The sequence below is a fragment of the Mucilaginibacter auburnensis genome, from assembly GCF_002797815.1.
GTDB lineage: Bacteria > Bacteroidota > Bacteroidia > Sphingobacteriales > Sphingobacteriaceae > Mucilaginibacter > Mucilaginibacter auburnensis.
On sequence record NZ_PGFJ01000001.1, the window covers coordinates 598,031 to 612,517 of the forward strand.

At 41.5% G+C, this 14,487-nt stretch carries 11 protein-coding genes and 1 tRNA gene; 7 read left to right on the top strand and 5 right to left on the bottom strand.

Annotated features, from left to right (window positions below; all coding sequences use genetic code 11):
• Positions 1-16: 16 nt before the first annotated feature.
• Positions 17-1,951, bottom strand: coding sequence for a fumarate reductase/succinate dehydrogenase flavoprotein subunit (locus tag CLV57_RS02625; RefSeq protein WP_100339803.1), 1,935 nt, complete (start codon positions 1,949-1,951; stop codon positions 17-19).
• A gap of 49 nt (positions 1,952-2,000) precedes the next feature.
• Positions 2,001-2,783, bottom strand: a complete 783-nt coding sequence (locus CLV57_RS02630; RefSeq protein ID WP_100339804.1) for a succinate dehydrogenase cytochrome b subunit — start codon at positions 2,781-2,783, stop codon at positions 2,001-2,003.
• Positions 2,784-2,981: 198 nt separating this feature from the next.
• Between CLV57_RS02630 and CLV57_RS02635 the strand changes: the two genes are divergently transcribed.
• Positions 2,982-4,118, top strand: coding sequence for a TlpA family protein disulfide reductase (locus tag CLV57_RS02635; RefSeq protein WP_100339805.1), 1,137 nt, complete (start codon positions 2,982-2,984; stop codon positions 4,116-4,118).
• On the opposite strand, the gene pdeM is transcribed toward CLV57_RS02635, so the two are convergent.
• Positions 4,115-4,777 (bottom strand): ligase-associated DNA damage response endonuclease PdeM, encoded by a 663-nt coding sequence (gene pdeM, locus CLV57_RS02640; RefSeq protein WP_245856838.1) that lies wholly within the window; start codon positions 4,775-4,777, stop codon positions 4,115-4,117. The two genes, CLV57_RS02635 and pdeM, sit on opposite strands and share 4 nt — an antisense overlap.
• A gap of 401 nt (positions 4,778-5,178) precedes the next feature.
• On the opposite strand from pdeM, the gene CLV57_RS02645 reads away from it, so the two are divergent.
• From CLV57_RS02645 to CLV57_RS02665, 5 genes are all read left to right on the top strand, one after another.
• Positions 5,179-5,496, top strand: a complete 318-nt coding sequence (locus tag CLV57_RS02645; protein ID WP_100339806.1) for a hypothetical protein — start codon at positions 5,179-5,181, stop codon at positions 5,494-5,496.
• Positions 5,497-5,569: 73 nt separating this feature from the next.
• Complete coding sequence (locus CLV57_RS02650) at positions 5,570-5,947, top strand: PH domain-containing protein (RefSeq protein ID WP_100339807.1); 378 nt, start codon at positions 5,570-5,572, stop codon at positions 5,945-5,947.
• 135 nt (positions 5,948-6,082) lie between these two features.
• A tRNA-Val gene (locus CLV57_RS02655) sits at positions 6,083-6,157 on the top strand.
• 310 nt (positions 6,158-6,467) lie between these two features.
• Entirely contained in the window at positions 6,468-7,742 is a 1,275-nt protein-coding gene (locus tag CLV57_RS02660) for a hypothetical protein (protein ID WP_100339808.1), read from the top strand.
• A 21-nt stretch (positions 7,743-7,763) separates the two neighbouring features.
• Positions 7,764-8,981 carry a hypothetical protein gene (locus CLV57_RS02665; RefSeq protein ID WP_100339809.1) on the top strand — a complete coding sequence of 406 codons (1,218 nt, stop codon included), beginning with the start codon at positions 7,764-7,766 and terminating at the stop codon, positions 8,979-8,981.
• A gap of 433 nt (positions 8,982-9,414) precedes the next feature.
• Here the strand turns inward: CLV57_RS02665 and CLV57_RS02670 are convergent, their stop codons facing one another.
• On the bottom strand, positions 9,415-11,238 hold the full coding sequence (locus CLV57_RS02670) for a glycoside hydrolase family 35 protein (RefSeq protein ID WP_100339810.1): 1,824 nt from the start codon (positions 11,236-11,238) through the stop codon (positions 9,415-9,417).
• A 164-nt stretch (positions 11,239-11,402) separates the two neighbouring features.
• Complete coding sequence (locus CLV57_RS02675; protein WP_100339811.1) at positions 11,403-13,046, bottom strand: alpha-L-fucosidase; 1,644 nt, start codon at positions 13,044-13,046, stop codon at positions 11,403-11,405.
• A 200-nt stretch (positions 13,047-13,246) separates the two neighbouring features.
• Between CLV57_RS02675 and CLV57_RS02680 the strand changes: the two genes are divergently transcribed.
• Entirely contained in the window at positions 13,247-14,125 is an 879-nt protein-coding gene (locus CLV57_RS02680) for a helix-turn-helix domain-containing protein (RefSeq protein ID WP_100339812.1), read from the top strand.
• Positions 14,126-14,487: the final 362 nt, after the last annotated feature.

The following is a 14,487-nucleotide window of genomic DNA, read 5'->3' on the forward strand; positions in this document are numbered from 1 at the left end:
TCTCACGTCTCAAATCTTATTTATAGCTCCGTTGTGATGGATGTACAGTTTCAAACACCAGTTGTTCTTTGTGCAGCACTTCCGGCTGGTTATCACCCGTGTATTGCCATGCACCTACAAACAGGAAGTTCTCATCATCACGTTTAGCTTCACCTTCTTCGGTTTGTGATTCTAACCTGAAGTGACCACCGCATGATTCTCTGCGCATCAGCGCGTCATCAACCATAAGTTCGCCCAGTTCAAGGAAATCAGCTACGCGGCCGGCCTTTTCTAAAGAGGTGTTTGCCTCTTCATTAGCGCCCAATACCATTGCGTTTTTCCAGAAATCGGCTCTCAACTCACGTATCATGCCTTTAGCTTTTGTTAAGCCTTCTTCGGTACGTGCCATACCGCAGTACTCCCACATAATGTGGCCAAGGTCACGGTGATACTCATCAACAGTTTTATTGCCTTTAAGAGAAAGCAGTTTGTTAATTCGGTCTAATACATCCTGTTTGGTTTGAGCAAATGCAGGGTGGTTGGTATCCACCGGTTTTGGTCCTATTGTAGCCAGATAATCACCTAAAGTGTATGGTATCACGAAGTAACCATCGGCCAAACCTTGCATCAATGCAGATGCACCTAAACGGTTAGCGCCATGGTCAGAGAAGTTACACTCACCTAAAGCGTATAAGCCCGGTACCGTGGTCATCAGGTTATAATCAACCCAAAGGCCACCCATTGTATAGTGTACCGCAGGATAAATACGCATTGGTTGGGTGTATGGATCCTCATTGGTGATCTGGTAATACATGTCAAACAAGTTGCCGTATTTAGCCGCTACCGCATCTTTACCCAAACGCTTAATAGCGTCGGCAAAGTCAAGGAAAACAGCAATACCCGAAGCACCTACACCACGGTTATCATCAACCATTTCTTTGGCGTTACGTGATGCAACGTCGCGCGGTACAAGGTTACCGAAAGACGGGTATTTACGTTCCAGAAAGTAATCGCGTTCGTCTTCTTTAACGTCAGCAGCTTTTAGCTGGCCTTTGCGCATACGCTCAGCAACTTCCTGTGTTTTTGGTGCCCATACACGTCCGTCGTTACGTAACGATTCAGACATCAGTGTTAATTTAGACTGATGGTCTCCGGTAACAGGGATACAAGTTGGGTGAATTTGTGTGTAGCAAGGGTTAGCAAACAAAGCGCCGCGTTTGTGCGCGCGCCATGCAGCTGTAACGTTTGAACCCATTGCATTGGTTGACAGGAAGAATACATTGCCATAACCACCCGTACACAATAAAACGGCATGGCCGCTGTGTGTTTCAATAGCGCCTGTAACCATATTACGGGTAACAATACCTTTGGCATGGCCATCAATAGTAACCACGTCAAGCATTTCACTGCGGGTGTACATTTTAACCTTGCCTTTATTGATCTGGCGGTTAAGTGCGGAATAAGCGCCTAACAATAATTGTTGTCCGGTTTGACCACGGGCATAGAACGTACGTGATACCTGAGAGCCACCGAAAGAACGGTTATCAAGCAAACCGCCGTATTCGCGTGCAAAAGGTACACCTTGTGCAACGCACTGGTCAATAATATTTACTGAAACCTCTGCCAAACGGTAAACGTTTCCTTCGCGTGCACGGTAATCGCCACCTTTAATGGTATCATAAAACAGGCGGTAAACACTATCGCCGTCATTCTGATAGTTTTTAGCTGCGTTTATACCACCTTGCGCCGCAATTGAGTGCGCACGGCGTGGGCTATCCTGAAAGCAAAATGCTTTTACATTATAACCTAATTCGCCAAGCGTAGCTGCTGCCGAGGCTCCTGCCAAACCTGTGCCAACTACAATAACGTCATACTTACGTTTGTTGGCCGGGTTAACCAGCTTTAAGTTAAATTTATGCTTGCTCCATTTTTCGGCTAAGGGGCCGGCAGGGATCTTCGCGTCTAAATTCATATTTCTATTTCTAAATTCTCTTTCTTAAACAATAACCGGGTGTGCCTAACTATCGGCTGAAAAAGTAAATAACCGGCATCAATGCAAAACCTACAGGTATAATAACCGCAAAAAACCAGGTGCCGATAAATTTAACCACCGGGCTGTATTTTCTGTGCGTCCATCCCAATGTTTGGAAAGCGCTTTGAAAACCATGCAGCAAGTGGAAAGATACAGCCACCATAGCTAAAACATAGAACGCAACATACCACCATTGTTTAAAAGCAATGGCAACAGTTGCATTAAGGTCTTTGGCAACCATGGTCTCTACTCCGTTTTCGGTAGAAACTGAGTACTCATAATCACCTGCAGGAAGATCAACCGCTGATATTTGCTCGCCTGTTTTCAGGTCTGTTTTATATTCTTTGTAACCTACTGTTGAGTTGCCAGCAAAATCGTGGTAATTAAACCAGAAATCTTTCATGTGGATAACAATGAACAGCAAAAGTATTGAGCCCAGCATACCCATGTTTTTTGAAGACCACGATGCCGGCGACTTTGGCTGTGCAGCGTAAGCAACTGGACGTGCTTTACGGTTGCTTACCGTTAAAATTAACGCGTAAACAGAGTGGATCACTATTGACAGGTACAGCAAATAAGACACTACCTTAATAGGCGGGAAATGCGTCATGAAGTGAGCGTAAGCATTAAATGCTTGTCCGTTATCGTGCTTAAACAACGATAGGTTACCGCTAAGGTGCACAATAATAAATGTGCATAAAAACAGGCCTGTTAGCGCCATGATGAGCTTTTTACCCAGCGACGAGTTAAAAGTTTGTTTAAATTCACTCATTATGTATATAGAAATTTTGTTTGCAAAAGTATTTATTAAAACACAAAAGAAACATACGCCGCAAGCTTATTATGGCCTAAATGGTTATTTAGAATCAATCTAAAAAAATGACATAATATTGACGGGGACATGTTTTTATCGCACTTTTTATAAACAAAGTATATTTATACCTTGTGCTACTAAACTTTAATACTAAAAATGCGCTACTTTTTTCTTTTAGCTGCTGCCCTGATGTTTATAGGCTGCAGTGATAAAAACATTGAATTTAAAGGTACTGTTGCCGGGGCCAATTACGGTAAAGTGATCATAGCCAACGCTGATAAGGAAATTATATATCAGGCAGATATAAACGGCGGTAAATTCAGCATCAAAAAACAGCCGCTTCAGGCAGAGGGACTTTATAACATATCATTTTTAGCGGGCGGAAATACGTCGAGAAGAAATGATATTTACCTGGAGCCCGGCTCAAGTTATACAATTGAGACCAGCGTTAAGGAGATCAATGACTATCCGCACATTACCGGCACATCTAAGAAGCAAGGTCAGCTATCAACTTATAACGACTTGCTTAAAGCAGCAAAGACCGACGCGCGAAAAAAAGTGATGAGCTTTGACGCGGAAATGAGAAAGCTTGACAATGCCGTGTTAACTTTTGAGGACCGCAGCAAGCGTATTCAACAATTGCGTAACCAGCAGTTGGATGCCAATGTTGTAAATATGGTTGATATATTTAACGCGCTTGTTAAGAAATATCCGGAAGGTGAATTGATACCTTACCTGATGTTGAATACAGATTATCAGCGGGATCCAAACGGCTATTACGGCGCATTTAAAAAGTTAAATGACAAACCAAAAAACACCGAAGCGGGAAAATTATTGGAGGAAAATTTAAAGCAGCTTACCGGGCTAACTACCGGAGCGGCTGCGCCGCCCATTGAAGGAACTACGGCTGATGGGAAAGCAATTGACCTTAAAGCACTCAACAAAAATGTAATAATAATAGATTTTTGGCGCGCCCTGAATTCACAAAGTGAAGGCGATCATGCTAAAATTATAACAGACCTTTTGCCTAAGTACAAAGACAAAAGCCTCGAAATAGTAAGCATCTCGTTAGACGATGACCGCGAAAAGTGGCTTAGTTACATCAAAAAAAGTAATATGACATGGCCACAGGTATCAGATCTGAAAGGCGACAATTCTGCAAATGCAGCAAACTGGGGCATTACCAAAGTGCCAACTTATTACATATTGGATGGTAGTGGCCATATTATTAAGCGTTGTTTAGATTTTTACGAATTGCAAACAGCTCTTGCCGATTATATGGCTAAGCACTAAACACACACTACCTTATCTTTAAGCACAGCAAATATTTTATCGGTTTTAGCCGTGCTTAGCGCTACCCTACCTGTAAATTTACCAAACGAGGGCAATATGGCCTGTCTTTCACCAAAGGCAAAGCAAGGCAGCGTTAGACTTTGACGGCCCTTGCCGGTTAAGTTAATGCCCGGGTGAATATGGCCACATAAAACATAGTTTTTTACTATTTGCAGGTCTGTTTCTACAAGCGGGTGATGGAGCATCAGGAAGGGGCCAACAATCAATTGCTTATGTAAATTAACATTAAGCTCGGTGTAGTGTGTATCAGCAATTATATCGTGGTTGCCTTTTATCAGGTCGATAATAATTTGTGGAAATTGCTGTCGCCACATGGCAAACCAGTCCCAGTCTGCATTGATATCGCTATGAAAAAGGTCGCCTAAAAAAATAATTCTTTCAGGATTAAATTCTGCAACCAGATCAGATAAAATTGCCAGATCGTTTTGTTCCAGATCGCGCGGTATTGCAATTCCGGCTTTGCGGAAGTGGCCGGTTTTGCCCAGGTGAACATCTGCAATTATAAGCGCTTTATGTTTGGGCCACAATATGGCTCTTTGCGGCAATAATAACAGGTCTTCATCAAGTAGTTTAAACGTAACCCCCTCGCTTATCATCATGGAGCAAAAATAATACTAAAAGGACTTATTTGTAGCGGCAATTGATAGTAAACAAAAAAGGGTCGAAAAACTCTCGCAGTTTAACCGACCCTACATCTACCTATGAAAAACAGCCCTTTGGGTGGGCATATGTATACCAGTGTCCAAAATGAATGCCAACCGCCTTGTAAGGTAAAAATGATATGACGAAGTGTGGAAAAATCTGACTTTGTGGAAAATACTCCCCTCGGGTGGGTAAAAAAATGCAACTTGTTTTGCAGAATTGCAGAAGTGGATATGGGATAAAACATAGTATCACGGTAAATGTTTACAGTGTAAGTGCTTTTTAGTCAAAGCCTGACGATTTTATTTTACCGTATTTATTTGCCAAACCATACGCCGAAACCTTTGTTACTGAAATTATGGAGTACAACGTGTATTTATTAGCCACCGACCCAAAAAATCCTTGCAGAGACGTTATACACTCAAGAGATACCGGATTGAAAATAAGGGTATACTGTTTGGATACTGATAAGATGGAGCCAGATGCCAATGAGATACAGCTTTTTGGTTATGCCCATAACAAGCTATATGCTTTTGAAACTATTGATATAACTGCAGAAGACGCGTTAGATGTTGTTGGCGCTATTCAATGGTATGCCGAGTATATAAATTATCCGGAAATGGAAATACTGCCCGAAGATCCGCGTCCGGGGCATAGTAATGATATTGCAAGTTAACAAAGGTTGGCAACGCAATTCCGGCGGTAATGCTTATTATTGCTGTATATAATTTAATATTCAATCTAAACCCATGGGACTTTTTTCAAGCCTTTTAGGCAACGCAGGTGTAGCCAATCCGAAGGAATTAAGCAGCGAATACGCAAATTTGTTATGCGATGGCGAAAGCATAGAAATAGGCTTCAAGCTGATACGTGACGTATTTATTTTCACTAATAAGCGACTCATTCTGGTAGACAAGAAAGGTATAACAGGCAGCAAAGTTGAATATCTTTCCATAGCCTATAAGAGTATAGCACGCTTCAGTGTAAAAAGTTCGGGCCATTTTGATCTGGATGCCGAGTTGAGAATATGGGTGTCCAGCGAATTACAGCCCAGTATTGTGAAAAAATTTGACAAAAACGTAAATATTTATGACTTGCAACGCATATTGGCGGAGCATGTTTTATAAGTAATAAGCCTGTTTGATGCATTTTGCAGTTGTATGCTGTATTTTAAATGCCACAAAATGAGCGGAATAAAAATATTTGAAAAAATATTTTTGGAGAGTGGTTTATAGATTCTATATTTGCATTCCCAAACGCAAGGGAGCATAGCTCAGCTGGTTCAGAGCATCTGCCTTACAAGCAGAGGGTCACAGGTTCGAATCCTGTTGCTCCCACTAAAAAAAGCCCTTCAGAGAATATCTGAGGGGTTTTTTGTTGGAATAGGTTCGTGAATCTTAACTTTACTACCCTTGTTAGTACCTCAAATGAGGTATCATAACACTCAACTATATGGTTATTTAAAATATTTAGAGTGTAATGAACAGTGCGTATAACAACACTTCTTTATTATCAGGCGACAATCTTTAGTTTTGCCCAGTACTTGTAAATCAACGAAGTACCTCTAATACGAAATTAATAACCTGGTAACATAGCTTTATTAGTAATATATTTGCATGAGTCTATATCATATCACAATATATCAGAATGAAAGCAACTTATCTAAGCCTGTTGGTGCTATTGTTACTAGCGCAGTACTGTTGCGCTCAAACGAATGTCTTTCCAACGCCAACAGGTAATGTCGGAATTGCAACGACTAACCCTCTCTATAGCCTTACACTTGGGGGCACAACAAATGCAATTGCACATTATAATGAATTGGATGGTGCAACAAATTATGAAATGGCAAGAATGGGTTGGAATGGCGACGTTTACCAAATTGCTACGCTCCGGGGCGGTACAGGTACAACAAGAAACTTGAAAATAGGTATAGGCTCAACAACGGTTTCGAGGTATTTTGAGATGACTAATACACCATCAGCAAGCGGTGTTTTTACCTTTAATTTAGGTTCTTTAACCTCAAATACAAGTGGAATAGGATTGATCGGCACTTATACATCATCAGGTTCAATGCAATCAACCTATGCAATTTTACCCACAATTAATCAAACAGGTACCGCTTCATATAGAGGGTTGTGGATATCCCCTTACGAACAATCAACAGGTTCTGGAGTCAAATATTTGATTGACGCAGGAGTCAATAGTGCTGTTGACGGTTCAGGCAGTCATGCGTCAAAATTTGTTGTAACGAATACTGGAAAGGTTGGTATTGGCACAGTTTCCCCCCTCTCACAAATACACGTATCAGGAACAGTAGCAGGAGGTGTAGCTAACTCTGCTTTATTTGGCAATACCGATGCTAGCAATGGTGCTACAGCACGCATATACCTATCCGGAAGTGATAAAACGACCAGATCCGCTTTTATAGAAGGTATTAACGTCGCAGCGGGTAATAACAATGAACATGCCTTAGCATTCGGGACAAGTTCCCCAAGTTCAAGCCCTGTTGAAAGAATGCGCATCGACCAAAATGGCAATGTTGGTATCGGTACAACTAATCCTAATGGCTATAAGCTTGCCGTTAATGGAAAAATCCGTACAAAAGAAGTGAGAGTAGAAGTAGCAAACTGGCCCGATTATGTTTTCAAGCCATCATATTCACTACCAACTCTTGTAGAAGTGAAGCGACACATTGGTAAAATAGGCCATTTGCCAGGTATTCCATCAGCACAAGAAACAGAACGAAGCGGTGTTGACGTGGGTGAGATGAATAGCTTATTGCTCAAGAAAGTGGAGGAGTTGACGCTGTACTTAATAGAAGAAAATGCGAAAAATATAAAGCAACAGATTGATATAGAACAACAACAAGACCGTATAAAAGCATTAGAAGCGGCGCTGTTAAAGTTGACTGTAAGTAAGTAAATAAATGTTAAACCCATCCTGATGAAAAAATACTACCTAAGCCTGATTGCGTTTTTAGCTGCGCTGCAATTATCATATGCTCAAAATACTTTTCCAACTCCAAGCGGAAATGTTGGTATTGGAGCTACAACCCCGCTGTTGCTACTGCATGTACAAGGTACAAACGCAGCAGGTACATTCAATAGCGCAATATTTGGCAACACCAGCGGTATTAAAGGAGCATCCGCGCGCGTCTATTTATCTGGCAACAATTATATCAGCAGATCAACATATATAGAAGGCATAAACGTAGAAGCCAATACCGGCAATGAACACGATCTTGCTTTCGGTACTAGCTCATCAGGGTCAGATCCGGTAGAAAGGATGAGGATTAACCACATCGGAAACGTGGGTATCGGAACCACCGCACCGTTACGTAAGCTTCATATAAAGGCGTCCAATTCCGCGTATGCCTTTCTGGTAGAAGCGGCAGCGGGCGGGTATGCAAATGTCGACATCCTAAGTGATAGAACTTCTGGCAATGCAGGAGGATTCAGAGCATTTAGTTCAGGTGATGCTAATTCATACTTCGAGATGACGCCGCAGGCGGACCGCTCAGGCGTTTTCTTCAAATTCAGCGACGGGACTGCATCCCCCTCTACTAAAGTTACTTTTACGAGTACTGGTAATGTTGGAATCGGCACAACAACTCCTACGGAAAAATTATCAATAACCTCTGGAAGCATCAAAATTAACAATAGTAATCCAGGAAACAGATTGATATGGTCCCGGTTAGACAACACACACGCCACAGGGTTAGCGTCAGATGGTTACTCTACATTACAGTTTATCAGCAACGGTGTACAGAGAATGGCTCTCACTCCAAACGGGAACTTACTAATCGGGAAAACAACCCAGGTGAATATTGCTTATCGGTTAGATATAGATGGTAGTATTCGTGCTAATAAGATGGTTGTCAATACCACCGGAGCAGATTATGTCTTTGAACCTGGTTACAAGCTGACTGACTTGGGGGATGTGGAGGCCTATGTTAAGAAGTATCGTCATCTTCCCAAGATACAAACTGCGCAACAAATGGAGAGCAATGGCCTGGAATTAGCCGAATTCAATACAAAGCTGCTTGAAAAAGTGGAAGAGTTGACTTTGTATCTTATTGAGAAGGACAAACAAATCAAAGCTCAAGAAGCTCGCTTAAAAAGGCTTGAAGATGCTTTATTGAAAAAAGAAACCCCTCAATAATTAAACGTCACTGCATGACAATTAAATAAAGCCTTTTTTTTAGCGCTTCTGCTTTTTTACGCTATAAACCACGTTAATGCGCAAAGCTGCAGTTCGAGTATGACGCAGTTGGAAATAAGGTAAAAGGCATCTTAGTGTATTCAACCCTGTCCCACTTGGTGGACCGAAAAGCAGTTCAAATATTGTAAAATACAACATTTTGATTTTTAACTTATTGCGCATTATTTAAAGCTAAATTTTCTGACCTAAAAGTTGTCCCATTTACAAAATGTATTAAAATTAACTGTTTGATAATCAATTGAAAGGTGTCCCAGTTGGTCTAAATTTAATTTCTAAGTCGCATATTTAAGTGGGCCATGTTAGTGTAATGGTGCGTTAGCGGCATATATCGCCGCTTTACCTTTAGGTTTTTCAGTAAGATCTTTAAAACCTGTTACTGCAGCTGATTTAATATATGGCGAGGCAAACTTTGCAAACTTGTTTGGCTCGGTTTGGTCAGTTCAAGCACCACTATATCATTACGTCCCTTTTTTAACCATTCTTTAGGAACGTACAAAGTTTGTTGAGGGCCGATCTCCCAATATTTTCCCAAATTGTGGCCGTTGATCCAAACCATTCCTTTCCCCCATTGCCGCATATCCAGATAGGTATCTCCCGGATTAGAAAGCTGAAAGCTACCCTTGCGTAAAACCGGAGCTGTTGCTGTTTTAGATGAGCTGAATTTGAACGATGCCAAATCAGAAAATGGAAAGCGGAAATGCTGCCAGTTGTTTAATTCCACCCCGTTCCAACTTACTTTCTGTGTGATACCTTTAGTGTTTTGCAGCATGTATTTTCCAAAATTTATACGGCCCATGTTTTCCACCAATATGTCAACCTGAACTTTGCCGGGAGGTAAATTCAGTTTTATGCTGTCTTTATTTAACCGCCTATCTAATGTGCCCACAGTTTTTCCGTTAACCATTACTACCGCGTAGTCTCTTAATCCTTGTAAATTAAGTACTCCGGCGTTTCCGCCATCTACTGACGTGCGGTATAACACAAATCCATAATCCTGTTTTAGCTCTTCAAAGGTCATTGGGTGGGTGTTATTAACCGGCTTAGGCAATGCATCTGATAGCATTACACTTTGCCTCAGTTCAATTTTAGCAATGCTGATGGAGGGCTTCTTTTTTGGTACCGGTGGAAGTTTTTTACCGGTCGGTATATATTTGCTTATCACATTTCTGAAAGCAATGAACTTTGGAGTTGGGTTACCGGCCTCGTCCAGGGGGGCATCGTAATCATAACTGCTTATCTGCGGTTCAAATGGTTTGTTGTCATCATAATTGGCTCCGTTCATAAACCCGCGGGTTGTACCTCCATGAAACATGTACATATTTATGGAAATTCCGGCTGCGAGTACTGAATCTAACCTGCCGGCATATTGCGATGCAGGTACGGTGTGATGCGGGGTACCCCACCAGTCAAACCATGCCGGGTACCATTCGGGAATGTAATACGGGCCTTTTCCGCCATGATTTTCATTGATCAGTTTTTTTACTTTGGCCGGATCATCCAAACCATTAACCCCCGGTAGCAGGCCTGGTAAATGCCCTCTTACTAAATCTTTAGCCGGATCGCAGGTAAACAGCAGGCCATCAAACCCCGCTTCTTTAAAAATTTGTTGATTTAGAGCGAGGTATGATTTGTCTTCGCCATATGAGCCATATTCGTTTTCGATCTGAACCATCAGGATGTTCCCTCCATGATTGATCTGTAACGGCGCCAGTAGCTTTCCAACTTCTTTGATGTACGATTTATATTCGCGAATGTAACCGGGTTCTTTACTCCTTACTATCAGGCCTTTTTCAGACTGGAGCCAGTAGGGATATCCGCCAAACTCCCATTCGGCACATACGTAAGGGCTCGGACGCAGTACCACCCATAAACCTTCCTGCTGAGCTATTTTTACAAATTCAACAATATCATTATTCCCTGTAAAGCTGAAAACGCCCTTTTCTGGCTCATGAACGTTCCAGAACACATACGTGCCAATTGTGTTCAACCCCATTGCCTTCGCCATTTTCATGCGGTGGCGCCAGGCCTCTCTGGGAATTCTTGGGTAATGCATTTCACCCGAGATCATTTGAAACGGTTTACCGTCAAGCATAAATGCCGAATCGCCCAAAGTAAAAGTGTGCCTGCCCTGCCCCCACGCGGCAACAGCCTGCACCACTAAAAAGGCACCAATTAAGTATTTGTTCCAGGTTTTCATTCAAAAATATTTCATGCTTATAATTGAGAGAGGGTTCTCGCTAATCTTCAGCATTGGGTTTATAAATGGCAGATGATTTTACGAATATTCGTAATTCGAAAACTAATTTCCAAAAATATAACGTCAACAAATGTCTAATGCAAAAAAGCATCTTTTCATATTGATTAACCAATGGCTCCTTCAATTTTCAGCACGTAGGCAATTTTGCCCGCTGCCTGATCGGGCAGGCTTACCTTTAACCCATCTGTTGATTGGTTAAAACTTAAGTTGCCATTGGCTCCTAACAGGCTTACGTTAGTTACTTTGTTATTGATCTTGCCCAGTGTTTTTATGTCGATGCTTTTATCTGCCGGCCAGCCCATCAGTATTGCATAAAGCGTTTTGCCTTTCGTAGTAAATCTAATATCCTCCGCTACAAAAGGTTTTCCTTTTCCCTCGTTAAACCCTTGTGCGCTTATAGGTGCTGCACTGGCTATTGCAGGGCCTTCGCCAAAAGTTGTCCAGGGGCGGGTACCATATATGGCTTCGCTGTTTTGGGCCATCCAATTTGCCACGCCATCAACTGTAGCCTTTGCCTTATCGTCAATTGAACCATCGCCGCGTAGCGGTACATTCAGCATTAAGTTGCCGTTTTTACTTACCACATCAACCAATGTATGTATTACGGTTGTTGGGGTTTTATAGTGGTTGTTATCATACACGCGCCTGTCATAATGCCATTGACCTATGCAGGTGTCTGTTTGCCATGGCAGGGGCTCTATCTGGTTGCTTTGTCCGCGCTCTATATCCCATATCATGCACTTGCGTTGCTGCTCGTCCAGTACTTTACCGAAAACCCCAGCACGTAGTTTGCCATGTTTTTTAATGCTGCTGTTATACAAATGCGCTGCAATACGCAAGCCGGCATCGCTTACCGGCCATAACGGCAAAGCGGTGTCATCAAAATAAACCAGTTCGGGTTGGTACTTGTCAATCAGGTCAATAGTGCGGTTGTAAAAATCCTCCATATATGCCTTGGTTGGTGGGTTAACACCATTACCCCATCCCCACTGACTGTGTATGGCGTTGTTGTTTTCGCTTCTTTCGCTCAATGGATGATTTTGCGCGTAAAGTTCCTGAGGGTCATAGCCATCCCACCATTTACCTTTCCCATCGGCTTTGGTCATTTTGCCATCATAAGGCACGCCTGCTAATGGTCCGTTCTTATCGGCACGTTGCGATGTTTCATACCAGCTCCATGCGTGGGCTGCATGTACGCTCACCGCAAATGGCAATCCGTTATTTTTTGCAGCTTTTGCCCAACCACCTATCAAATCTTTTTTAGGGCCAAGGCGGGTGGAGTTCCATTTGTGGTATTTGCTGTTATACAGGTCAAAGTTGTCATGATGGTTAGCCAGCGCCATAAAATATTTGGCACCCGCTTTTTTGTAGAGTGATACAATAGCTTCCGGATCCCATTTATCTGCTTTCCACTCATTAATTACATCTTTAAAGCCAAACTTTGAAGGATGGCCATATTTCTCAACATGATATTTATATTGATCGCTGCCTTCCTGATACATGCCTCGTGCGTACCAATCGCCTCGCTCGGGTTGACACTGTGGTCCCCAATGCGCCCACATACCAAATTTGGCATCCCTGAACCAATCGGGCACCTGATATTGCGCCAGCGAATCCCATGTTGGTTTAAAAGGACCGTTTTGCATTGCCGGTGCATAAGGCGTTAGAAGGTTATTAGCTACTGTTTTTGACAGGTAAAGCGAAGACAAGCCGGCCAGGCCGCCCTTTATTAAAGCTCTTCTTTTCATAACGTTATGTTATTTAGGTAGTAATTGAACCCAAATGTATATTACTTCATTTTTTTAAAATAACTCAAAAACGACTTTTTTATGTTTAAAACAGATTTTTTTAAAAAATGGGAGAATCTAAAGACGGCACTATCAACCAAACGCAAGCAGACCAAATCAGACATTTATTTGCATATTAGCGACTCCCAGTCTCGATAAACATGGTTAAACGTATATTAAAACACAGCTTCTCTTTGCTTAATACAGACCATGTTAAGTTGGGTAAAAAGTGGAACTACAAAAACGTTATCAGCCCCTATCACAGAATATACTTTATTGACGATGGCGATGGAGAAATATCAAATCAAGAAGAAACTTTGAAGTTGGAGCCGGGGTATTTATACCTTATTCCAAGTTTTACACTGTGTGACCTTACTTGTAGTGGATACATGAGCCAGTATTTTGTACAGTTTTTTGAAGAATCATCAGATGGCATTTCTTTATTCGCCAATAGCAGATCACTTTTAAAAACAGGAGCCCAGGAAATAGACGTTATTAATTTTAGACGTTTGGTAGAAATAAATCCGGGGCGTGGCATTAACCGTTCAGATAACCCTAAGGTTTACGAGAAGAACGCTTACTATAACGAATACCAGGAACTCAATAATCTGCAAAACATTGGAGACTTTTTAGAAACCCAGGGTATCCTTCTGCAACTTGTTTCGCGGTTTGCCATTAACGATGTTTTTAAACAGAAGGAAGTTAAGTATATCCCGGTAAAGGTCCTTGAAGCAATCAGTTTCATAGCATTGAACCTTAATAACTCTTTAACGGTAAAATTCCTTGCAGACCGCGCCAATCTCAACGTAGACTATTTTTCCAGGTTGTTTCAGCAGGCTACAGGCTGCAGACCTGCAGCTTATATCAATCAAAAAAAAATAGAGCGGGCTCAGTATTTAATAGTTACCAGTAGCTCCAATTATGAAACTATTGCAGAAATAATTGGCTTTGAAAGCTTATCGCACTTCTCAAAAACCTTTAAAAAATTTACCGGTATGACCCCGCGCGAATTTAAGCGCCACGTATATCATTCCGTATAAAATCAGACATAAACAATAGCCATTATCCCGATTTAACCTTAGAGAAAAGCTTGTGCAACAAAAATGCTTTCTAATGGTCAAAAAATATCCACAATCAAATTAATAACTAAATATTGTTTACCGAATGGTGAAATATATGTTATTTGCGACAAAATACAGTCGGTTTTGGATAAAAAAGTATTGAAGTTATAGTTAATATTTGTGTTAACCAATTGTATCTATTCCTGAAAAAGCAGATTCGACTTGTTATTAAGGGAATTTAATTAACTGATTTTATTGACCTATTATGCTTAGCTCATTTGCATTTTTAGCGAATAGGGCCGTAGTTAACCAATTAAATTATAAAAGAAACATGCTTTATT

Excerpts from the sequence above, each read along its gene's own strand:
- CLV57_RS02680 (WP_100339812.1), top strand. The coding sequence starts at position 13,247 with ATGGTTAAACGTATATTAAAACACAGCTTCTCTTTGCTTAATACAGAC.
- CLV57_RS02650 (WP_100339807.1), top strand. The coding sequence starts at position 5,570 with ATGGGACTTTTTTCAAGCCTTTTAGGCAACGCAGGTGTAGCCAATCCG.
- CLV57_RS02635 (WP_100339805.1), top strand. The coding sequence starts at position 2,982 with ATGCGCTACTTTTTTCTTTTAGCTGCTGCCCTGATGTTTATAGGCTGC.
- CLV57_RS02645 (WP_100339806.1), top strand. The coding sequence starts at position 5,179 with ATGGAGTACAACGTGTATTTATTAGCCACCGACCCAAAAAATCCTTGC.
- CLV57_RS02665 (WP_100339809.1), top strand. The coding sequence starts at position 7,764 with ATGAAAAAATACTACCTAAGCCTGATTGCGTTTTTAGCTGCGCTGCAA.
- CLV57_RS02660 (WP_100339808.1), top strand. The coding sequence starts at position 6,468 with ATGAAAGCAACTTATCTAAGCCTGTTGGTGCTATTGTTACTAGCGCAG.
- pdeM (WP_245856838.1), bottom strand. The coding sequence starts at position 4,777 with ATGATGATAAGCGAGGGGGTTACGTTTAAACTACTTGATGAAGACCTG.
- CLV57_RS02675 (WP_100339811.1), bottom strand. The coding sequence starts at position 13,046 with ATGAAAAGAAGAGCTTTAATAAAGGGCGGCCTGGCCGGCTTGTCTTCG.
- CLV57_RS02670 (WP_100339810.1), bottom strand. The coding sequence starts at position 11,238 with ATGAAAACCTGGAACAAATACTTAATTGGTGCCTTTTTAGTGGTGCAG.
- CLV57_RS02630 (WP_100339804.1), bottom strand. The coding sequence starts at position 2,783 with ATGAGTGAATTTAAACAAACTTTTAACTCGTCGCTGGGTAAAAAGCTC.
- CLV57_RS02625 (WP_100339803.1), bottom strand. The coding sequence starts at position 1,951 with ATGAATTTAGACGCGAAGATCCCTGCCGGCCCCTTAGCCGAAAAATGG.